Here is an 18303-nt window from a genome sequence, read left to right on the forward strand (position 1 = left end):
ACCGGCGCGATCGAGCTGCCTGCGGACAAGGAAATGGTCATGCCTGGCGACAACGTCAGCATCACCGTGAAGCTGATCAACCCGATCGCGATGGAAGAAGGCCTCCGCTTCGCCATCCGTGAAGGCGGCCGTACCGTGGGTTCGGGCGTCGTGGCCAAGATCCTCGACATCTAAGCCGGACGCAAAGGAATCATCATGGCTACCAAGCAAAAAATCCGCATCCGCCTGAAGGCGTTCGACTACAAGCTGATCGACCAGTCGGCAGCCGAAATCGTCGATACCGCCAAGCGCACCGGCGCGATCGTCAAGGGCCCCGTGCCCCTGCCGACCCGCATGAAGCGTTTCGACATCCTGCGTTCGCCGCACGTCAACAAGACGTCGCGCGACCAGCTCGAGATCCGCACGCACCAGCGCCTGATGGACATCGTTGACCCCACCGACAAGACCGTGGACGCGCTGATGAAGCTCGACCTGCCAGCCGGCGTGGACGTCGAAATCAAGCTGCAATAAACATTGCGGCCTCGCGCCGCATCTTGTGACAAAGCCCGACTGCAGAAATGCAGGCGGGCTTTGTTTTTTGTCGCGCAGATGTGGCATCCTCGCCGGCGGCGGCCTCTCCCACCATGGAGAGGCATCGGTCTGCGGACAACAGGGGCAGCACGGCATGAGACAAAGCTTCTCTTTCGCGTCGGGTTTGATGGCGTGCTTCGCGGTAGCGGCGCTGCTGGCCGGTTGCGGCGGTGGGGGCGGGGGAGGCGGCGGCGGTGGCCTTCCCTTCTTGCCGATGACACCAATCACGCCGGGGACGGCGAACCAGGTGACGCTGAGCGGCACGGCCACCTATGAATTCGTTCCGAATCCGAACGGCACGCTGGTTTATGCCAGCGCCGCGTCCAGGCCCGTGCGCGGCGCACCAGTGGAAGTGCTCGATGCGGCAACTTCCACGCAACTGGCGGCGGCGACCACCGACGACAACGGTGCCTACTCGGTGTCGGTCCCGGCCAATACAGCGATTGCGGTGCGCGTCAAGGCCCAGCTGGCCCGTAGCGGCCCGGGCGCCAGCTGGGATGTCACGGTGCGCGACAACACCCGCTCCGACGCGCTGTACACCATGCAGACCCCTGCTTTCTCGTCGGGTGCGGTGGCCATGGTTCGCGACATCCACGCGCCGTCGGGCTGGGGCGGATCGGGCTACACCGGTGAACGGGTGGCGGGGTCGTTTGCCGTACTCGACACGGTCTACACCGCCATGCAGAAGGTGACGTCGGTCGCGCCGGCCACCGTGTTTCCGGCGCTGCGCGTGTACTGGAGCGTCAACAATGCGCCGTCCACCGGCAGCGTTGCGGCGGGGCAGATCGGCACCACTTTCTTCGTCAACAGAAGCAGTGGCCGCGAAATCTATGTGCTCGGGAAGGAAGATTCGGACACCGACGAATATGACAGTTCGGTGGTCGCACACGAGTGGGGGCATTACTACCAATCCGCCCTGAGCCGCGACGACTCGATGGGCGGTGAGCATGGACAGAACGACCGGCTCGATCGCCGCCTCGCCTTCTCCGAAGGTTGGGGCAATGCATGGTCGGGCATTGCACTTGGGCGCCGAAATTATGTCGATTCGATTGGCCCGCAGCAGTCATTGCCCGGCGCCAACATCGATCTCGCTGCCGGTGCCGCAACCACGCCGGGCTGGTACCGAGAACCTTCGATCCAATCGATTTTCTGGAATCTCAACCAGCAGGTCGGCTTCAAGCCGATCCATGACACGCTGACCGGAAGTCAGTTCAGGACCGGAACTGCCGTCACGTCGATTCATCCTTTCGCGGTGGCCTTCAATGCGGCGGCACCGGCGAGCGCGGCATCGCTGGCCGCCCTGCTCGCCGGGCAAAACATCCAAGCTACCAACGATCCTTACGGCGGAGCGGAGACGAACGACGGCGGAATGCCGATCACGCTGCCGATGTACAGGCCCGCGACCGTTGGCGGCACCCCGACGCAGGCTTGCGTTTCCAATACGCAGGGTTCCGACAACAAGCTGGGCAGCTTTTTCTACCTTCGCTTCACCGCGCCTGCCAGCCGCAGCTACCAGATCGACGTCAACGGAGGGCCTGCCGGGTCCAACCCCGATTTCGACATTTTCAGGGGCGGGTTCATCGCGCGAGAAAGCAACGCAGTCAGCCTGCCGGCCGGCGAGTACGTTCTTGCCGTCTCGGACCTTAACAATTCCGGCGCGCTGACATGCTTCAACGTCTCGATCCAGTAACAGGAAGGGCTGCCATGAACATCCGCTCACGTTCGCTGATGGGCATCGCATGCCTTGCGCTGGCCACGTTGTCGGCGTCCGCCGCGGCGGACGGCGATCCCGAGGGGCGCAGCGCCAAGCCCAGCCATTCGGCCGCGCAGCACCGGAACGCTCCCATGACCACGGCAGCGCAAAAGCCTGGAAGCTCCGGCGTCAAGCTCCGATACCGTCTCGACGCGGTGCCGCAGGTGGGCCGCGCGACGCCCATCGTGCTGGAGTTCGACCGCGTGACCGAGTCGGACGGCGCCACGGTTCGCCTGAGTGCCGACCGTGGACTGACGCTCCAGGGCAACACCACGTTGACATTGCCAAAAGGCAAGCGAACCACGGCCACCGTGGTCGTGGTGAGCGATGGTGAAGGCCTGGCCTACCTCAATGTGTTCATCACCCAGGGCGGCGCCTCGAGCGCAATTTCCGTCCCCGTCCAGACCGGCACGGCGGCACCGGCCCTGAAATCCACAGGGGAAATAAAGCCCACGCCAGGCGGCGACAGCATCATCACGATGCCGGTGAAGTAGGTAAAAACTGCACTTTTCGGGGGCGGAACACGCCCCCGGCCCCGCTTTGCAACGCTGCTTGCACGGCGCCCGCATCGCGGGCTATAATCGCTGGCTCTGCCCTTGTTGCGTCCATATGGTTGCATGTGGTTGCCGTGGGGAGTGGAGATTTATCAACCTTCTTTCGCAGGCTGGGAAACCAGCCAAACGCTGTCGCCAATTGAAGTGGCAGCGGCGAAGGAAGCTTCCATTTTTGGAGAAAACAAATGAGTCTGAGCAACTCCCTCGGGTTGCTGGGCCGCAAGGTGGGGATGATGCGTCTCTTCACCGATGACGGGGACGCAGTTCCTGTCACGGTGGTGGATGTGTCCAACAACCGTGTGACCCAGATCAAGTCGCAAGAGACCGACGGCTACGTCGCACTGCAAGTGACGTTCGGTTCGCGCAAAGCATCGCGCGTGACCAAGCCGCAAGCCGGCCACCTCGCCAAGGCGGGTGTCGAAGCTGGTGAAATCATCCGCGAATTCCGCGTGACCGCCGACACCGCTGACCAGCACAAGGCTGGCGGCGTCATCGCCGCGAGCAGCGTGTTCTCGGTGGGCCAGAAGGTCGACGTGCAAGGCACCTCGATCGGCAAGGGCTTCGCCGGCACCATCAAGCGCCACAACATGAGCTCGCAGCGCGCGTCGCACGGTAACAGCCGTTCGCACAACGTTCCCGGCTCGATCGGCATGGCACAAGACCCCGGTCGCGTGTTCCCCGGCAAGCGCATGACGGGCCACCTCGGCGACGTCACCAAGACGACGCAGAACCTCGATGTGTTCCGCATCGACGAAGCGCGTCAACTGTTGCTCATCAAGGGCGCGATCCCGGGCGCAAAGGGTGGCTTCGTCACCGTGCGTCCCGCCATCAAGGCCAAGCCGCAAGCGGCTGAAGGAGCGAAGTAATGCAACTCGAACTCCTGAACGAACAAGGCCAGGCCGCGTCGAAGTACGACGCCCCCGAGACCGTGTTCGGCCGTGACTACAACGAAGACCTGGTTCACCAGATCGTCGTTGCATTCCAGGCCAACGCCCGCCAAGGCACGCGCGCCCAGAAGGACCGCGAGCAGGTCAAGCACTCGACCAAGAAGCCTTTCAAGCAAAAGGGAACGGGCCGCGCCCGTGCCGGTATGACGTCCTCGCCGCTGTGGCGCGGGGGTGGCCGGATTTTCCCGAACATGCCTGACGAAAACTTCTCGCAGAAGATCAACAAGAAGATGTACCGCGCCGGCATGGCCGCCATCTTCTCGCAGCTCGCTCGCGAAGGCCGTCTGGCCGTGGTGGATTCGCTGACCGTGGATTCGCCCAAGACGAAGCCGCTGGCAGCCCGTTTCAAGGCAATGAATCTCGAGTCCGTGCTCGTGATCGCCGAAGAAGTCGACGAAAACCTGTACCTTGCCTCGCGCAATCTGGTCAACATCCTCGTGGTCGAACCCCGCTACGCCGATCCGGTGTCGCTGGTCCACTACAAGAAGGTGCTGGTCACCAAGGGTGCCGTCGACAAGCTCAAGGAGATGTTCGCATGAGCCGCGTGAACCCTACCGCCGCTGAACGTACGTTCGAAGAAGGCCGCCTGATGGCGGTGCTGGTCGCCCCGATCGTGTCCGAAAAGGCAACGATGGTCGGCGAGAAGTCGAACGCTGTCACTTTCAAGGTGCTGCAAGACGCCACCAAGCCCGAGATCAAGGCCGCTGTTGAACTGATGTTCAAGGTCGAAGTCCAGGGCGTGTCGGTGCTCAACACCAAGGGCAAGACCAAGCGCTTTGGCAAGTCCATCGGCCGCCGCGACAACGTTCGCAAGGCCTATGTGACCCTGAAGCCCGGTCAAGAGCTCAACCTCGTCGGGGAAGGCGCTTAATCATGGCCGTCATCAAGATGAAACCCACTTCGCCGGGCCAACGCGGCGCGGTGAAGATTTCGCGGGACCACCTGTACAAGGGTGCCCCTCACGCACCGTTGCTCGAGCCGCAGTTCCAGGCTGCCGGTCGCAACAACAACGGTCACATCACGATTCGCCATCGCGGCGGTGGTCACAAGCATCACTATCGCGTTGTCGACTTCGTGCGCAACAAGGACGGCATTCCGGCCAAGGTCGAACGCATCGAATACGATCCGAACCGTACCGCCCACATTGCCCTGGTCTGCTACGCCGACGGCGAGCGCCGCTACATCATCGCCCCGCGCGGTCTTGAAGCCGGTGCAACGCTGCTGAGCGGTTCGGAAGCCCCGATCCGCGCCGGCAACACGCTGCCGATCCGCAACATTCCGGTCGGCTCGACGATCCACTGCATCGAACTGCAACCCGGCAAGGGCGCGCAGATCGCGCGTTCGGCTGGTACGTCGGCCACGCTGCTGGCTCGCGAAGGCGTCTACGCCCAGGTCCGCATGCGTTCGGGTGAGGTGCGCCGCATCCACATCGAATGCCGCGCCACCATCGGTGAAGTCGCAAACGAAGAGCACAGCCTGCGCCAACTCGGCAAGGCCGGTGTGAAGCGTCACATGGGTATTCGCCCGACCGTTCGCGGTGTGGTGATGAACCCGGTCGACCACCCGCATGGTGGTGGCGAAGGCAAGACCGGCGAAGGCCGCCATCCTGTCGACCCATGGGGCAACCTGACCAAGGGCTACCGTACCCGTAACAACAAGCGCACGCAGGTCTTCATCGTGTCGCGCCGCAAGAAGTAAGGGATAGCAAATGACTCGCTCTCTCAAAAAGGGTCCGTTTGTTGACCATCACCTCGTGGCCAAGGCCGACAAGGCTGTGACAACGAAGGACAAGAAGCCGATCAAGACCTGGTCGCGCCGCTCGATGGTTCTGCCCGAGTTCATCGGCCTGACCATTGCCGTGCACAACGGCAAGCAGCACGTGCCTGTCTACATTACCGATCAAATGGTCGGCCACAAGCTCGGCGAATTTGCGCTCACGCGCACGTTCAAGGGGCACCCCGCGGACAAGAAAGTCCAGAAGAAGTAAGGAACGACCATGTCTGAAACACGTGCAGTCCTCCGCGGTGTCCGCCTCTCGGTCGACAAGGGCCGTCTGGTCGCTGACCTGATCCGCGGCAAGAAGGTTGATCAAGCGCTCAACGTTCTGCAATTCACGCAGAAAAAGGCCGCTGTGATCATCAAGAAGGTGCTCGAGTCGGCAATTGCCAACGCCGAGCACAACGATGGCGCCGATATCGACGAACTGAAGGTCAAGACCATCTACGTCGAACAGGGCGCAACGCTCAAGCGCTTCACCGCGCGAGCCAAGGGTCGCGGTAACCGCATCAGCAAGCCCACGTGCCATGTGTACGTGACGGTTGGCAACTAAGAACGCCTGGAAGAAATATGGGACAGAAAATCCATCCGACCGGCTTCCGCCTTGCGGTTACCCGTAATTGGTCCAGCCGCTGGTACGCAAGCGACCGCGATTTCGCGGGCATGCTGGCCGAAGACATCAAGGTTCGCGAATACCTGAAGAAGAAGCTGAAGAACGCTTCGGTGTCGCGCGTCATGATCGAGCGTCCCGCCAAGAACGCACGCATCACGATCTACTCGGCTCGTCCGGGCGTCGTGATCGGCAAGAAGGGCGAAGACATCGAGAACCTCAAGCGCGAACTGGGCAAGCAGCTCGGCGTGCCGGTGGCAGTGAACATCGAAGAAGTGCGCAAGCCCGAAATCGATGCCCAGCTGATCGCCGACAGCATCACGCAGCAGCTCGAAAAGCGGATCATGTTCCGCCGCGCCATGAAGCGCGCCATGCAAAACGCCATGCGTCTGGGTGCCCAAGGCATCAAGATCATGTCGGCTGGCCGCCTGAACGGTATCGAAATCGCTCGTACCGAGTGGTATCGCGAAGGTCGCGTGCCCCTCCACACGCTGCGCGCCGACATCGACTACGGCACCTCGGAAGCCAAGACCACGTACGGCGTCATCGGCGTCAAGGTCTGGGTCTACAAGGGCGACACGCTGGGTCGTAACGACCTGCCGGCCGTCGAAACGCCGCGTCCCGACGATGAGCGTCGTCCGCGTGGTCCGCGCCGCGATGGCCGCCCGGGTGGCGACCGTCCGGGTTCGGACCGTCGTGGTCCCGGCCCGCGCGCCGGTGCCCGTGGTCCGATCGGTGGCAACACCGCCCCGGCCGACGGCAGCGACAAGCCCGCAGAAGCCACTGGCGCAGCTCCCGCTGCTCCGGGTGCAGACTCGAAACCCGCCGTTAAGCGCGTCCGCAAAGCCGCGCCAGCTGCAGCAGCTGACGGTGCCAAGACCGAGTGATCGGTCTTAGAACTACGGAGTATTAAAAATGCTGCAACCTGCACGCAGAAAGTTCCGCAAGGAACAAAAGGGCCGCAACACCGGCGTCGCAACCCGGGGTAACTCGGTTGCCTTCGGTGATTTCGGTCTCAAATGCACCGACCGCGGCCGCCTCACGGCGCGCCAGATCGAAGCCGCTCGCCGCGCGATTTCGCGTCACGTGAAGCGCGGTGGCCGTATCTGGATCCGCGTGTTCCCGGACAAGCCAATCTCTACCAAGCCCGCCGAAGTGCGGATGGGTAACGGTAAGGGCAACCCCGAGTACTACGTCGCTGAAATCCAGCCTGGCAAGATCGTGTTCGAGATCGTCGGCGTGCCCGAAGAACTCGCCCGCGAAGCGTTCCGCCTGGCCGCCGCCAAGCTTCCGCTGCGCACGACGTTCGTCGCTCGCCAGCTCGGCGCCTGAGAGGAGAACATCCATGGCAACACGTAAGAAAAAAGAAACCGCGGCTCCGGCCAAGGTGACCAAGGCTGCAACCCTGCGCACGAAGGACGTCGCAGCGCTGCAAACCGAAGTCAAGGAACTGCAAAAGGCCCATTTCGGCCTGCGCATGCAGAAAGCCACGCAACAGCTGTCGAACACCTCGACGCTGCGCGTGACGCGTCGCGACATCGCGCGCGCCAAGACCATTCTTGCTCAGAAGCAGCAAGAAACCCAAGCCGCCAAGTAAGGAGTGAACATGACGGAAGCTAAAAAATCCCTCAAGCGCACCTTGATCGGCAAGGTGGTCAGCGACAAGCGTGCCAAGACCGTGACCGTGCTGGTCGAGCGCCGTGTGAAGCACGAGCTCTACGGCAAGATCGTGGCCAAGACGAGCAAGTACCACGCCCATGACGAAAAGGGCGAGTACAAGCTGGGCGACACCATCGAGATCACGGAAAGCCGTCCGATCTCGAAGACCAAGAACTGGGTCGTGACCCGTCTGGTCGAGAAGGCCGTGCTGGTCTGATCACTGGTTGATCCCCCTCGGGAAGCCTCTTGAAGGCAGCCCAACCCGAAACGGCCCACAATGTGGGCCGTTTTTCTTTTTCAGGAGCATCTAGATGATCAAAGTCGGCGACACCCTTCCTTCGGCAACCTTGCAGGAATATTCCGAGGTCGAGGGCGAAGGCTGCAGCATCGGCCCGAACCCGGTGGACGTGAGCAAGGCCACGGCCGGCAAGACCATTGCGCTGTTCGCGCTGCCCGGTGCCTTTACGCCTACCTGCTCGGCCAAGCACGTGCCCGGCTACGTGCAGCACTACGACGATTTCAAGGCCGCGGGCGTCGACGAAATCTGGTGCGTGAGCGTGAACGACGCGTTCGTGATGGGCGCCTGGGCGCGCGACCAGAAGACCGGCACCAAGGTGCGCATGCTGGCCGACGGCAGTGCCGATTTCGCCAAGGCGACCGGCCTCACGCTCGATTTGACCGGTCGCGGCATGGGCCTGCGCAGCAACCGTTATTCGATGCTCGTGAAAGACGGCAAGGTCGCCGCGCTCAACGTCGAGGCACCGGGCAAGTTCGAAGTCAGCAACGCCGAGACACTGCTGTCGCAAGCCCGCGGCTGAGTAACTAAAGATCCACCTTGAGGTAGTGCGCGCCCGCAATTGGGTTGTGATAGTAGGGCGGCACTTCCTCGAAGCCCAGGTCTTCATAGAGCGCGCGGGCCGATTCCATGTCGTCCAGCGTGTCGAGCAGCACGCAGGCATAGCCCGCGCCACGCGCGGCGTCGAGGATGGCTTCGGCGAGCTGCCGGCCGACGCCCAGCCCGCGGAAGCCAGGCCGTACAAAGAGGCGCTTCATCTCCGCGGCATTGGCGTAGTCGGTGTTGTCCAGCGGGCGCAGGGCGCAGCAGCCGGCCACGTGCGCCAACTTTCCATGGGGTCGCAGGAGGGTCGGCGCCTGTTGTCCGGCGGCCTCCTTGATATGGGCCGGATCGACCAGCGCGAGCAGCAGGGCACCGCGCGGCTCGGCGTAGTCCCCCGGCAGGCCGGCCACTTCCTCGTCGAAAGCCTGGAAGCACAGGTCGATGCCCAGCGAGGCCTCGTAGTCGCGAAAGATCGCGCGCGTCGCATCGATCTCGTGGGGTTCGTCGGGCGTCAGCAGCACGACGGCCGGCGTGTCGGCCAGTGGCAGGGGGCGCGAAACCGAGAAGCTCATACGCGCAGCGACGCGATCCAGTACGCCACCCCTGCGCACACCGCGAACAGCACCAGCGCCAGCACGCGCGAGACGGCGTCGTCGCGGCTTGGCGCCACCCGCCCGCCAGCGCCTGCCAGGGTGATCAGCTTGTCGCCCGAAACCATCGGCCGCACCAGGCGGTGCCGCTTGACCAGCACATAGAAGAGCACCGCCAGCACATGCAAGCTCACCAGCGCAATCACGAGCGTCTTGCCTTGGGATGCGTGCCAGCCGGTCGCAAGGCTCACTGCCTGGCTCGAAACGAAGCGCGTGAGCGGCCCCGCGGCTGAAACCTCGTCGTCCGCCACCAGCCCCGTGCCCACCTGCACTGCGAGCACGGCAAGCACCGCGAATACCGACAGGGCGCCCAGCGGCGTATGGCCGATCACGTGTTCGGGATGGGCTCGCCCGCGCAGGTAGGCGACGACGGAGCCGGGTCCATAGAAGAACGATGCAAAACGCGACCAGCGCCCGCCCACGAAGCCCCACAACAGGCGAAACAGCAGCAAGGCGAGCACCGTATAGCCCAGCCGGAAGTGCCACTCCATGACGCCGCCGAGGCCGGTGGCGATCAGCCCGATGACTGCGGCGCTGAGCGCCCAGTGGAAAACCCGCGTGGGCAGGTCCCAGATGCGTGCCCGGACGGGGGGGGCGGACGCTGCGGCCGTCAGGGAGGCCACGGAGGAGTCGGTCATCAAGAAGGCAGGGTGCGCAAAAAACTGCGGAAGGCGCAGATTAGCAAAGTCCGGGGCGGTTCATGCTTCGGGTTGTCGCTATGCACGCTGTAACGGCGGCCCCTACACTCGGCCCGGCGCCGCTTTGGGCGGTGCCGCACCAACTATAAGGACCCCCTGATGATTCGACTTGCTTCATTCGCCCTGGCTGCCGCGTGCGCCGCCATTTCGCTGCCGGCAGCGGCCCAGTTCGCCAAACCCGAAGACGCGGTCAAGTACCGCCAGAGCGCGCTGTTCGTGATGAGCCAGCATTTCAGCCGTATCGGCGCCATGGCCAACGGCCGCATTCCCTACGACGCGGCCGCCGCCATTGCCAATGCCGACATCGTGGCCGAGATGGCCAAGTTGCCCTGGGCCGGTTTCATTGCCGGCGCGGAGGGCGGCAAAAGCAAGCCCGAGGTCTGGAAGGAAGGCGCAAAGTTCAAGGAGCACCAGGACAAGATGATTGCCGAGACCGGCAAGCTGGTCGTCGCGGCCAAGGCCGGCAACATCGATGCGCTCAAGGCGCAGTTCGGCTCTACGGCTGGCAGCTGCAAGAGCTGCCACGACAGCTTCCGCAATCAGTAAGCGGGGCTGAAGAAAGGCAAAAGGCGCTCCATGGAGCGCCTTTGTTCATTCTGCGATACCGCGGAACCGCACGAGCCTGGTGAATAGGCCAAAGCTCAAGCTTCGGCGAGCAGCTTCTCGATCAACTTGTGGAGTTCCGCGAAATCAGGCTCGCCCACGTAGCGCTTCACGATCTCGCCCTTCTTGTTGACCAGGTAAGTGGTGGGCGTGAGCTTCACGTCGCCCCAGGCCTGCGCCACGCTGCCGGTGTTGTCGATGGCCACCTTGAACGGCAGCTTGCGGGTTTCGGCAAAGTTCACGACGTAGCTCGGCGGGTCGTAGCTCATGGCCACCGCCAGCGTGTCGTAGCCCTTCGACTTGTACTTGTCGTAGGTGGCGATGACCTTCGGCATCTCGGCCACGCAGGTCACGCAGCTCGTGGCCCAGAAGTTGACCAGGGTGACCTTGCCCTTCAGGTCGTCCGTGCTCCTCTTGCTTCCGTCGAGCAGCACAAAGGTCGACGCCGGCGCGGCCGTGGCGCCCGATCCCAGGTACACGCCCACGCCGGCGGCCAATGCAAGCGCGACTGCGGCGACGGCGATGTATTTTTTCATGGCTACTGAAGGAGAGGGGCGTGGCGATTTTAGTTCCGCCGGCCGGATCGTGCCGGGGCGTGCCTTGGGCGGCTCGATAATCCCTCTCAGATGCCATCTCCCGTCTCCCGTTACCGGCTCCCGCTGGCCGCAGCCGCCATGCTCGTGCTCGCTGCCTGCAACCCCACCTTCAACTGGCGTGAGGTTCCGATTGCCGACGCGGGCCTGGTCGCCCTGCTGCCTTGCAAGCCCGACCGCGCCAACCGCGCCTTGCCGCTCGGCGCCGAGTCGGTGCAGGTCGACATGGCCGGCTGCGAGACCGGAGGCGCGACCTTCGCCGTTGCCCATGCATCCGCCGCCAACCCCGCGCAGGCGGAGGCTTGGCTCGCCGCGTGGCGCGCGGCAATGCGCAACCAGCTGAGTCCCGCGCAGCTGACCGAAGGCTCCGCGGCATTGCAACGTGCGACCGCGGTTCCCGCACCGGTGCGGCTCGATGCGCAGCCGGCCCATCCAGGCAGCGCGTCCGTCCAGGTGCTCTGGTTCGCCCAATCTCAAAAGGACGGCCGTGTCGCGCTCTACCAGGCCACCGTACTTGGGCGGCCTTCATCTCCCGAGGCGGCGAAGACTTTCTTCGAGGGCCTGCGTCTTCCGTGAATCGTGCTCTCGTTTTTATAGCTGGCCCTGCGGCGGGGACAGTGACGGGGGCTGGTTTTCCGCTCGGCCTCGTGGGGCGCATGGCCAGGCACTGTCCGGTTTGCTGGCCTGCTGCGTTATGTCGTATATCTACTTCCTTTGGGCGCCCCCGCATAATCGGCGCGTAGTCCTCCGACCCGCATGAACAGCATCCTCATCATCGCCCACTCACCGTTCGCGCAGGCGCTGCGGCGGTGCGCGCTGCATGTGTTCCCCGACTGCGAGCAGGCCGTCGTCGCCCTTGACGTGCTGCCCAACGTCTCCCCCGAAGAAACGCTGGCCGCGGCCCGCATCACCCTGGAGCAGCAGCTCAATGCGCCGCGCTCGCAGGTGCTCGTGCTGGCCGACGTGTTCGGTGCAACCCCATGCAACGTGGCCCAGAAGCTGGTCGACGGTGTCCGCTCGCGGCTGGTGGCGGGCGTCAACCTGCCGATGCTGCTGCGCGCGGTCACCTATCGCCACGAGCCCCTCGAAACGCTGGTGCAGCGCGCCATCGCGGGCGGCACGGCCGGTGTCATGCAAGTCGCCGTGGCGGCACCCCAGAATCAGGCGAAGAGAAAGCACAGTGATCAAGAAATCCGTGACCATCAGCAATAAGCTGGGCCTGCATGCACGCGCATCGGCCAAGCTCACCAAAATCGCAGGCAGCTTTCCTTGCGAGGTTTGGCTCTCGCGCGGTGACCGCCGCATCAATGCCAAGAGCATCATGGGCGTCATGATGCTGGCGGCGGGCCTTGGGTCGACGGTCGAGCTGGAGACCAACGGCGACCAGGAGGAAGAAGCCATGGACGCGATCGTCCGGCTCATGAACGACAAATTCGGCGAAGGCGAATGACCTTCGCAGTCCACGGCCTCCCTGTTGCCCGTGGCATTGCCATTGGCCGCGCGGTGCTGGTGGTGTCCAGCCGCATCGACGTGGCCCACTACTTCATCAAGCCCGAGGAGATCGACACCGAGATCGACCGGGTGCGCACGGCGCGCAATGCGGTGGCCGACGAGCTCGCCAAGCTGCAGACCAACGTGGCGCTCATGGGTCCGAACGATGCGCCGCACGAACTCGCGGCGCTGCTCGAAGTGCACCAGATGCTGCTGCAGGACGAGGCGCTCACCGGCGGCGTGAAGCACTGGATCACCGAACGCCTCTACAACGCCGAATGGGCGCTGACCACGCAGCTCGAGATCATTGCGCGCCAGTTCGACGAGATGGAGGACGAATACCTGCGCGAGCGCAAGGCCGACCTCGAACAAGTGGTCGAGCGGCTTTTGCACCGCATGAAGGGCACGGCCGCTGTGCTCGCCCCCAGCCCGCCGCGCCGCAAGCGCCCCGCATCCGAGGACGATGACGATCCCACTGCAGGCGAAGGCATCGACGCGCCGCTGGTGCTGATTGCGCATGACCTTTCTCCGGCCGACATGCTGCAGTTCAAGAAGAGCGTGTTTGCCGGCTTCGTGACCGACGTGGGCGGACGCACCTCGCACACCGCCATCGTCGCGCGAAGCATGGACATTCCGGCCGTGGTGGGCGCGCGCACTGCGAGCCAGCTGGTGCGCCAGGACGACTGGGTCATCATCGATGGCGACGCCGGCGTGGTGATCGTCGATCCGTCGCCCATCATCCTGGCCGAATATGGCTTCAAGCAGCGCCAGGGCGATCTCGAGCGCGGGCGGCTCGCGCGCCTGCGCCACAAGCCCGCGGTGACGCTCGATGGCCAGCGCGTCGAGCTGCTCGCCAACATCGAGATGCCCGAAGACACCGTCGGCGCCGTCAAGGCCGGCGCGGTGGGCGTGGGGCTGTTCCGCAGCGAGTTCCTTTTCATGGGCCGCGAGTCGCAGCACCAGACCCGCCTGCCCGACGAAGAAGAGCAATACCAGGCCTACAAGCGCGCGGTCGAGGGCATGCAGGGCATGCCGGTCACCATTCGCACCATCGACGTGGGCGCCGACAAGCCGATCGACGGCAAGGCGGCCAGCAAGCAGGAGCACCTGAACCCCGCGCTCGGCCTGCGCGCCATTCGCTGGAGCCTGGCCGATCCGGCCATGTTCCTCACGCAATTGCGCGCCATCCTGCGTGCTGCGGCGCATGGCGAGATCCATCTGCTGATCCCGATGCTCGCGCACGCCAGCGAAATCCGCCAGACGCTGTCGCTGATCGACTTCGCGCGCACCGAGCTCGACAGCCGGGGCGCCGTCTACGGCCACGTGAAGCTCGGCGCAATGATCGAGATTCCCGCCGCGGCGCTCACGCTCAAGACCTTCCTCAAGTACTTCGACTTCCTGTCGATCGGTACCAACGACCTGATCCAGTACACGCTGGCCATCGACCGTGCCGACGAAGCGGTCGCCCACCTGTACGACCCCGCCCATCCCGCGGTGCTGAAGCTCGTGGCCGACACCATCGCCGAATGCCGCCGCCAGGGCAAGGGCGTGGCCGTGTGCGGCGAAATGGCGGGCGACGTGGCCTTCACGCGCCTCCTGCTCGGCCTCGGGTTGCGCAGCTTCTCGATGCATCCGTCGCGCATCCTTGCCGTCAAGCAGGAAGTGCTGCGCGCCGACACCGGCAAGCTCGAAGCCTGGGCCAAGAGCGTGCTCGAATCGGACGATCCCGCCGCCGCCTTGGCTGGATAGTTAGTTCTTCCGCATTCAATTCGCTCGGAGGCAGGGCGAATCGACATAAAACGAAACACGCCGAAACTGCAGCGAAAGGACTTGCCGCGCCGCGGCAAGCACCATCAGGTCTCCTCTTCCACTACAGAAAGGCCTGAAACATGAAGTCGCTCTCCCTCACCCAGATCGTCGCCCTCGGCTCCTTCGCCCTGCTGGCCGCGGCCGGTGCCAAGGCTGAATCCTACGAAGGCGTCCAGCCACTCGCATCGGCCATGAGCCGCGCCGAAGTCAACGCAGAGGCCGTTCGCACGGCTTCCGCGCCGGACCAGAACGTGGTGCGCGGCTCGCGCGGCGCCGAGACCATGGCCGTGTCGAGAGACCGCGCGGGCGTCGTCTTCGAAGCCATGCGCGCCGCCGCCGCACCCGACCAGAACGTGACCTCGGGCTCGCGTGTCAACAGCAAGGTGATCTCGACGCTGCAGAACCCGCTCGACGCACGTGCCGCAGCCGCCGGCAACAGCAACAAGCTTTAAGTCTCACGCCTAGAGGAGATCCCTCGGGCCGAAAGGAACATCATGAAACACTGGATCAAACGCACTCTCTTCGGTTTCGCTGGCCTCGCGCTGGTGGCGGGCAGCATTGCCGGCTGCGCCGGCCACCGGCATGGCTGGGGCAGCGGCGACCCCGCCGAGTTCCGCACCAAGATGGTCGAGCGCGTCGGCAGCAAGCTGGAGCTCGACACGCTGCAAAAGCAGAAGCTCACAGTGCTGGCCGAGAAGCTGCAGGCCCAGCGTGAAGTGATGCGCGGCGCGGGTGGCGCGGGCGATCCGCGTTCGCAGTTCAAGGCGCTGTTCGCGGGCAACAAACTCGATCAGGCGGGCGCCGCCCGGCTCGTCGACGAGAAGACCACGGCCGTGCGCAACGGCAGCCCCGAAATCATCGCGGCCGCCGCCGATTTCTACGACAGCCTGAACGCCGCGCAGCAGCAGAAGGTGCGCGACTTCATGGACCGCGGCGGCCGCCGCTGGGGCCATCGTGGCTAGGCTTGGCTCACCCCCAGGCTTCGCGCACGTCGTGTCGCTTCGCCAACCTCCTGCAAGGGGGCGATACCTGCGGCCCGGCGAAGCCGGTTCCGCGGTATCCCACGACCAGGCAGTGGCAGCGACGGGTGGCGTGCGCCTGCTGCTGCGAGCGGAAGGCGTGGTGGTGCTCGCCGCGGCGCTGGCGGCCTATGCGCAGTTCGGCGCCGGCTGGGGCGTGTTCGCGCTGTGGCTGCTCGTGCCCGACCTCTCGATGCTCGGCTACCTCGCGGGCCCGCGCGTGGGCGCGGCGCTCTACAACGCGGCGCATTCGTACGCCGGCGCCGTTGCACTGCTGGTGCTCGGCGTGCTCGCCGCAATGCCATGGGCGGTAGCTGGCGGGTTGATCTGGTGCGCGCACATCGGCCTTGACCGGGCGCTGGGCTATGGCCTCAAGTACGCAGCCGGCTTCGGCGCCACGCACCTCGGCCGCATCGGGCGGGCCGATCCGTGGTGAAGGCCGCACGATGCTGCGCGCCCAGGTGGCCGGCTATCAAAATGACAATGGCGGTGCAATGCCGGCTGGCCTGATCGTCAGCCAATTGTTCGCCAGGAGGCACAATCCCGCCATGCCGCGCATCCTGCTGATCGACGACGACGAACATCTCGCCGCGCCGCTGACCACCTACTTCGCACGCTTCGGCTGCACGCTCGAGAGCGCCGTGCGTCCGAGCGAAGGGCTCGCCAAATTGCGTGCCGGCCAGTACGACGCCGCGATTCTCGACGTGATGCTGCCCGAGATGGATGGCTTTGCCCTCTGCCGCGAGATCCGCAAGGAAAGCGACATCCCGATCGTGATGCTCACCGCGCGCGGCGAGGTGATGGACCGTGTGGTCGGCCTGGAGCTCGGCGCCGACGACTACGTGCCCAAGCCTTTCGAGCCGCGTGAACTGGTGGCGCGCGTGCAGACCATCCTGCGGCGACAGCGCAGTGCGCCCGCCGCAGCGACCAACGGCAACAGTGCGCAGCACCGCGTGTTCGACGGCCTGTCGATCGACCTCGACCGGCGCCAGGTGCTGCGCCATGGCGAGCGCGTGGAACTCACCGGCACCGAATTCGAACTGCTCGCGCTGCTGGCGGCCGAGCCCGGCAAGGTCTTCAGCCGCGACGACATCCTGAACCGCCTCCGCGGCCATGAAGCCGAGCTCTACACCCGCGCGGTCGACATCGTGGTGAGCCGCCTGCGCAAGAAGCTCGAGCCGCTGGACTGCATCAAGACGCTGCGCAATGCCGGCTATGCGCTGGCCGTCGCGCGCAGCGAGCCCGCATGAGATCTCCGAGGAGAGGCTGGCGCAAGGCATGGCGCGACATGAGCTGCCGCCGCGCGGAGTTGCACAGGCAATGGCACGAGCAATGGCACGAGAAGGTGCAGGGCAAGCGCCGCTGGCGCCGCTCACTGCGCATCCGGCTCGTGATGATGTTCCTGCTGCTGGCGGTGGTGATGGCGGTGGTGTTCATGGGCGGCATGAAGAAGTCCTTCTCCACCGGCTGGGCCGAGGCCGCCAAGCCGATGCTGGTGGACTATGCCGACCGGCTCGTCGCCGAGATCGGCACGCCGCCTGACATCGCGCGCGCGCAGGCGTTGGTGAGCCGGCTGCCGATCACGATCCGCATCGTGGGCCCCAAGGTCAATTGGGATTCAAATCCCGCAGGCGCCAACGGCCGGGGCAGATGGATGCACCACCTCGACGAGGAGCCGCTGAATGACAAGTGGTTCATCCGTCCGACGGCCGACGGCCACCGTGTCATCTTCGGCTGGGCGCCCAAGCTCTGGCAGCTTGCGCCGCGTGCGGCGGGCTGGGCCACGCTCGGCGCGCTGCTGCTGCTCATGGTCCTGGGCTACGTCTATGTGAGCCGTCTGCTGCGGCCGCTGATCGACATCCGCGAAGGCGCGCAGCGCTTTGGCCGCGGCGAGTTCACGCAGCCCATTCCAATCCGCCAGAACGACGACCTCGGAGACCTTGCGGGGCACATCAACACCATGGCCGACGACATCCAGGCCATGCTCGATGCCAAGCGCGGCCTGCTGCTGGCGTTGAGCCACGAATTGCGCTCGCCACTGACCCGGGCCCGGCTCAATGCCGAGCTGCTGCCGGCCACGCCCGAGGGTGCGGCCGAGCGCGAAGCGCTGCTGCGCGACCTGAACGAGATGCGCGACCTGATCAGCGACCTGCTGGAAAGCGAACGCCTCGCAAGCCCGCATGCGGCGCTGCAACGCGAGCCGGTCGACCTGGCCGTGCTGGTGCGCGAAATCGTCGCCGAGATGCCGGGCGCGCGGAACGTGCATCTCGACCTGGCGGAAGGCCTGCCGGCGCATTCGATCGACCGCATGCGTGTTCGCCTTCTGGTGCGCAACCTGCTGGACAACGCACTGCGCTACAGCACCGATGCGCCGCGGCCGCCGTGCGTGTCGCTGCGCGCGGTGGTGGACGGCAAGGTCCAGGGCATCGAGCTCGAGGTGCGGGACTTCGGGCCCGGCGTCGACGAAGCGCAGCTGGAGCGGCTGACCGAGCCGTTCTACCGTACTGACGGCGCGCGGGCGCGTGCCACCGGCGGCGTCGGCTTGGGCATGTACCTGTGCCGGCTGATCGCCGAGGCGCACGGCGGGACATTCGTGGTGCGCAACGCGCATCCCGGCCTGCAGATCGTCGTGCGAATGTAGGCTTCGGTCACGGTGTCTTGCGCTGTCGCCTGCGCTACCAGCCGACGGGCAATGCGGGGCTACGATGCGCCTCCGTGCCAGCGCCCGTCAAT

General features: G+C 65.0%; 27 protein-coding genes and 1 pseudogene. 25 read left to right on the forward strand and 3 right to left on the reverse strand.

Annotation, left to right across the window (positions count from 1 at the left end; all coding sequences use genetic code 11):
• From tuf to ASC78_RS25145, 15 genes and pseudogenes are all read left to right on the forward strand, one after another.
• Positions 1 to 174, forward strand: a pseudogene (gene tuf / locus ASC78_RS27235) (elongation factor Tu); the annotation flags it as partial.
• A gap of 21 nt (positions 175 to 195) precedes the next feature.
• The gene (gene rpsJ, locus ASC78_RS25080) at positions 196 to 510 is read left to right on the forward strand and encodes a 30S ribosomal protein S10 (protein ID WP_007838118.1); all 315 of its coding nucleotides are present in this window, start codon (positions 196 to 198) and stop codon (positions 508 to 510) included.
• A gap of 187 nt (positions 511 to 697) precedes the next feature.
• The gene (locus ASC78_RS25085) at positions 698 to 2260 is read left to right on the forward strand and encodes a hypothetical protein (protein ID WP_235505211.1); all 1563 of its coding nucleotides are present in this window, start codon (positions 698 to 700) and stop codon (positions 2258 to 2260) included.
• Positions 2261 to 2274: 14 nt separating this feature from the next.
• The gene (locus tag ASC78_RS25090) at positions 2275 to 2817 is read left to right on the forward strand and encodes a hypothetical protein (protein WP_055807930.1); all 543 of its coding nucleotides are present in this window, start codon (positions 2275 to 2277) and stop codon (positions 2815 to 2817) included.
• 245 nt (positions 2818 to 3062) lie between these two features.
• A complete protein-coding gene (rplC, locus tag ASC78_RS25095) occupies positions 3063 to 3743 on the forward strand; it encodes a 50S ribosomal protein L3 (RefSeq protein ID WP_055807931.1) in 681 nt (226 codons plus the stop codon).
• Positions 3743 to 4363: a 50S ribosomal protein L4 gene (rplD, locus tag ASC78_RS25100; RefSeq protein WP_013543942.1), complete on the forward strand. Its 621-nt coding sequence runs from the start codon at positions 3743 to 3745 to the stop codon at positions 4361 to 4363. The genes rplC and rplD overlap by 1 nt, the downstream gene beginning before the upstream one ends.
• The gene (gene rplW, locus ASC78_RS25105; protein ID WP_007838129.1) at positions 4360 to 4695 is read left to right on the forward strand and encodes a 50S ribosomal protein L23; all 336 of its coding nucleotides are present in this window, start codon (positions 4360 to 4362) and stop codon (positions 4693 to 4695) included. Before rplD ends, rplW begins: the two co-directional genes overlap by 4 nt.
• A 2-nt stretch (positions 4696 to 4697) precedes the next feature.
• The gene (gene rplB, locus ASC78_RS25110) at positions 4698 to 5522 is read left to right on the forward strand and encodes a 50S ribosomal protein L2 (RefSeq protein WP_055807934.1); all 825 of its coding nucleotides are present in this window, start codon (positions 4698 to 4700) and stop codon (positions 5520 to 5522) included.
• 10 nt (positions 5523 to 5532) lie between these two features.
• Positions 5533 to 5811, forward strand: coding sequence for a 30S ribosomal protein S19 (rpsS, locus tag ASC78_RS25115; RefSeq protein WP_007838132.1), 279 nt, complete (start codon positions 5533 to 5535; stop codon positions 5809 to 5811).
• 9 nt (positions 5812 to 5820) lie between these two features.
• A complete protein-coding gene (rplV, locus tag ASC78_RS25120) occupies positions 5821 to 6153 on the forward strand; it encodes a 50S ribosomal protein L22 (protein ID WP_007838134.1) in 333 nt (110 codons plus the stop codon).
• A 17-nt stretch (positions 6154 to 6170) separates the two neighbouring features.
• The gene (gene rpsC / locus ASC78_RS25125; protein ID WP_015867665.1) at positions 6171 to 7097 is read left to right on the forward strand and encodes a 30S ribosomal protein S3; all 927 of its coding nucleotides are present in this window, start codon (positions 6171 to 6173) and stop codon (positions 7095 to 7097) included.
• A gap of 28 nt (positions 7098 to 7125) precedes the next feature.
• Entirely contained in the window at positions 7126 to 7542 is a 417-nt protein-coding gene (gene rplP / locus ASC78_RS25130) for a 50S ribosomal protein L16 (protein ID WP_015867664.1), read from the forward strand.
• 55 nt (positions 7543 to 7597) lie between these two features.
• Positions 7598 to 7807, forward strand: a complete 210-nt coding sequence (rpmC, locus tag ASC78_RS25135; RefSeq protein ID WP_041946241.1) for a 50S ribosomal protein L29 — start codon at positions 7598 to 7600, stop codon at positions 7805 to 7807.
• A gap of 9 nt (positions 7808 to 7816) precedes the next feature.
• Positions 7817 to 8086 (forward strand): 30S ribosomal protein S17, encoded by a 270-nt coding sequence (gene rpsQ, locus ASC78_RS25140; RefSeq protein ID WP_015867662.1) that lies wholly within the window; start codon positions 7817 to 7819, stop codon positions 8084 to 8086.
• Positions 8087 to 8180: 94 nt separating this feature from the next.
• A complete protein-coding gene (locus tag ASC78_RS25145; RefSeq protein WP_055807935.1) occupies positions 8181 to 8687 on the forward strand; it encodes a peroxiredoxin in 507 nt (168 codons plus the stop codon).
• Between the two features lie 4 nt (positions 8688 to 8691).
• On the opposite strand, the gene ASC78_RS25150 is transcribed toward ASC78_RS25145, so the two are convergent.
• Together ASC78_RS25150 and ASC78_RS25155 are read right to left on the reverse strand one after the other, a co-directional pair.
• Positions 8692 to 9279, reverse strand: a complete 588-nt coding sequence (locus ASC78_RS25150; RefSeq protein WP_055807937.1) for a GNAT family N-acetyltransferase — start codon at positions 9277 to 9279, stop codon at positions 8692 to 8694.
• Positions 9276 to 9995, reverse strand: a complete 720-nt coding sequence (locus ASC78_RS25155) for a cytochrome b/b6 domain-containing protein (protein ID WP_055807939.1) — start codon at positions 9993 to 9995, stop codon at positions 9276 to 9278. Before ASC78_RS25155 ends, ASC78_RS25150 begins: the two co-directional genes overlap by 4 nt.
• Positions 9996 to 10154: 159 nt before the next feature.
• Between ASC78_RS25155 and ASC78_RS25160 the strand changes: the two genes are divergently transcribed.
• On the forward strand, positions 10155 to 10601 hold the full coding sequence (locus ASC78_RS25160) for a c-type cytochrome (RefSeq protein WP_055807941.1): 447 nt from the start codon (positions 10155 to 10157) through the stop codon (positions 10599 to 10601).
• A gap of 95 nt (positions 10602 to 10696) precedes the next feature.
• Here ASC78_RS25160 and ASC78_RS25165 read toward each other — a convergent pair whose 3' ends face one another.
• The gene (locus tag ASC78_RS25165; RefSeq protein WP_055807942.1) at positions 10697 to 11194 is read right to left on the reverse strand and encodes a TlpA disulfide reductase family protein; all 498 of its coding nucleotides are present in this window, start codon (positions 11192 to 11194) and stop codon (positions 10697 to 10699) included.
• A 90-nt stretch (positions 11195 to 11284) separates the two neighbouring features.
• Here ASC78_RS25165 and ASC78_RS25170 point away from each other — a divergent pair, with 90 nt between their 5' ends.
• The 9 genes from ASC78_RS25170 (at position 11285) to ASC78_RS25210 (ending at position 18211) form a co-directional block, all read left to right on the forward strand.
• A complete protein-coding gene (locus tag ASC78_RS25170; protein WP_055807944.1) occupies positions 11285 to 11827 on the forward strand; it encodes a hypothetical protein in 543 nt (180 codons plus the stop codon).
• A 180-nt stretch (positions 11828 to 12007) separates the two neighbouring features.
• Positions 12008 to 12463: a PTS sugar transporter subunit IIA gene (locus ASC78_RS25175; protein WP_055807946.1), complete on the forward strand. Its 456-nt coding sequence runs from the start codon at positions 12008 to 12010 to the stop codon at positions 12461 to 12463.
• On the forward strand, positions 12432 to 12701 hold the full coding sequence (locus tag ASC78_RS25180) for an HPr family phosphocarrier protein (protein ID WP_055807948.1): 270 nt from the start codon (positions 12432 to 12434) through the stop codon (positions 12699 to 12701). The genes ASC78_RS25175 and ASC78_RS25180 overlap by 32 nt, the downstream gene beginning before the upstream one ends.
• Positions 12698 to 14491 (forward strand): phosphoenolpyruvate--protein phosphotransferase, encoded by a 1794-nt coding sequence (gene ptsP, locus ASC78_RS25185; protein WP_055807950.1) that lies wholly within the window; start codon positions 12698 to 12700, stop codon positions 14489 to 14491. Before ASC78_RS25180 ends, ptsP begins: the two co-directional genes overlap by 4 nt.
• Before the next feature lie 140 nt (positions 14492 to 14631).
• Positions 14632 to 15003 (forward strand): hypothetical protein, encoded by a 372-nt coding sequence (locus ASC78_RS25190; protein ID WP_055807952.1) that lies wholly within the window; start codon positions 14632 to 14634, stop codon positions 15001 to 15003.
• A gap of 42 nt (positions 15004 to 15045) precedes the next feature.
• On the forward strand, positions 15046 to 15513 hold the full coding sequence (locus tag ASC78_RS25195) for a Spy/CpxP family protein refolding chaperone (protein ID WP_055807954.1): 468 nt from the start codon (positions 15046 to 15048) through the stop codon (positions 15511 to 15513).
• Between the two features lie 112 nt (positions 15514 to 15625).
• A complete protein-coding gene (locus tag ASC78_RS25200; RefSeq protein ID WP_235505212.1) occupies positions 15626 to 16006 on the forward strand; it encodes a DUF4260 domain-containing protein in 381 nt (126 codons plus the stop codon).
• Between the two features lie 112 nt (positions 16007 to 16118).
• Complete coding sequence (locus ASC78_RS25205; protein ID WP_055808441.1) at positions 16119 to 16820, forward strand: response regulator transcription factor; 702 nt, start codon at positions 16119 to 16121, stop codon at positions 16818 to 16820.
• A gap of 38 nt (positions 16821 to 16858) precedes the next feature.
• Positions 16859 to 18211 carry a HAMP domain-containing sensor histidine kinase gene (locus ASC78_RS25210; protein WP_200934366.1) on the forward strand — a complete coding sequence of 451 codons (1353 nt, stop codon included), beginning with the start codon at positions 16859 to 16861 and terminating at the stop codon, positions 18209 to 18211.
• Positions 18212 to 18303: the final 92 nt, after the last annotated feature.

The organism is Variovorax sp. Root318D1, from assembly GCF_001424835.1.
Classification (GTDB): domain Bacteria; phylum Pseudomonadota; class Gammaproteobacteria; order Burkholderiales; family Burkholderiaceae_C; genus Variovorax.

Excerpts from the sequence above, each read along its gene's own strand:
- rplV (WP_007838134.1), top strand. The coding sequence starts at position 5,821 with ATGTCTGAAACACGTGCAGTCCTCCGCGGTGTCCGCCTCTCGGTCGAC.
- rpsS (WP_007838132.1), top strand. The coding sequence starts at position 5,533 with ATGACTCGCTCTCTCAAAAAGGGTCCGTTTGTTGACCATCACCTCGTG.
- rplW (WP_007838129.1), top strand. The coding sequence starts at position 4,360 with ATGAGCCGCGTGAACCCTACCGCCGCTGAACGTACGTTCGAAGAAGGC.
- ASC78_RS25090 (WP_055807930.1), top strand. The coding sequence starts at position 2,275 with ATGAACATCCGCTCACGTTCGCTGATGGGCATCGCATGCCTTGCGCTG.
- ASC78_RS25145 (WP_055807935.1), top strand. The coding sequence starts at position 8,181 with ATGATCAAAGTCGGCGACACCCTTCCTTCGGCAACCTTGCAGGAATAT.
- ASC78_RS25175 (WP_055807946.1), top strand. The coding sequence starts at position 12,008 with ATGAACAGCATCCTCATCATCGCCCACTCACCGTTCGCGCAGGCGCTG.
- ASC78_RS25205 (WP_055808441.1), top strand. The coding sequence starts at position 16,119 with ATGCCGCGCATCCTGCTGATCGACGACGACGAACATCTCGCCGCGCCG.
- ASC78_RS25210 (WP_200934366.1), top strand. The coding sequence starts at position 16,859 with ATGAGCTGCCGCCGCGCGGAGTTGCACAGGCAATGGCACGAGCAATGG.
- ASC78_RS25150 (WP_055807937.1), bottom strand. The coding sequence starts at position 9,279 with ATGAGCTTCTCGGTTTCGCGCCCCCTGCCACTGGCCGACACGCCGGCC.
- ASC78_RS25085 (WP_235505211.1), top strand. The coding sequence starts at position 698 with ATGGCGTGCTTCGCGGTAGCGGCGCTGCTGGCCGGTTGCGGCGGTGGG.
- rplC (WP_055807931.1), top strand. The coding sequence starts at position 3,063 with ATGAGTCTGAGCAACTCCCTCGGGTTGCTGGGCCGCAAGGTGGGGATG.
- ASC78_RS25195 (WP_055807954.1), top strand. The coding sequence starts at position 15,046 with ATGAAACACTGGATCAAACGCACTCTCTTCGGTTTCGCTGGCCTCGCG.
- rplP (WP_015867664.1), top strand. The coding sequence starts at position 7,126 with ATGCTGCAACCTGCACGCAGAAAGTTCCGCAAGGAACAAAAGGGCCGC.
- ASC78_RS25160 (WP_055807941.1), top strand. The coding sequence starts at position 10,155 with ATGATTCGACTTGCTTCATTCGCCCTGGCTGCCGCGTGCGCCGCCATT.
- ASC78_RS25165 (WP_055807942.1), bottom strand. The coding sequence starts at position 11,194 with ATGAAAAAATACATCGCCGTCGCCGCAGTCGCGCTTGCATTGGCCGCC.
- rpsQ (WP_015867662.1), top strand. The coding sequence starts at position 7,817 with ATGACGGAAGCTAAAAAATCCCTCAAGCGCACCTTGATCGGCAAGGTG.
- rpsJ (WP_007838118.1), top strand. The coding sequence starts at position 196 with ATGGCTACCAAGCAAAAAATCCGCATCCGCCTGAAGGCGTTCGACTAC.
- rplD (WP_013543942.1), top strand. The coding sequence starts at position 3,743 with ATGCAACTCGAACTCCTGAACGAACAAGGCCAGGCCGCGTCGAAGTAC.
- ASC78_RS25190 (WP_055807952.1), top strand. The coding sequence starts at position 14,632 with ATGAAGTCGCTCTCCCTCACCCAGATCGTCGCCCTCGGCTCCTTCGCC.
- rplB (WP_055807934.1), top strand. The coding sequence starts at position 4,698 with ATGGCCGTCATCAAGATGAAACCCACTTCGCCGGGCCAACGCGGCGCG.
- rpsC (WP_015867665.1), top strand. The coding sequence starts at position 6,171 with ATGGGACAGAAAATCCATCCGACCGGCTTCCGCCTTGCGGTTACCCGT.
- ASC78_RS25170 (WP_055807944.1), top strand. The coding sequence starts at position 11,285 with ATGCCATCTCCCGTCTCCCGTTACCGGCTCCCGCTGGCCGCAGCCGCC.
- ptsP (WP_055807950.1), top strand. The coding sequence starts at position 12,698 with ATGACCTTCGCAGTCCACGGCCTCCCTGTTGCCCGTGGCATTGCCATT.
- ASC78_RS25155 (WP_055807939.1), bottom strand. The coding sequence starts at position 9,995 with ATGACCGACTCCTCCGTGGCCTCCCTGACGGCCGCAGCGTCCGCCCCC.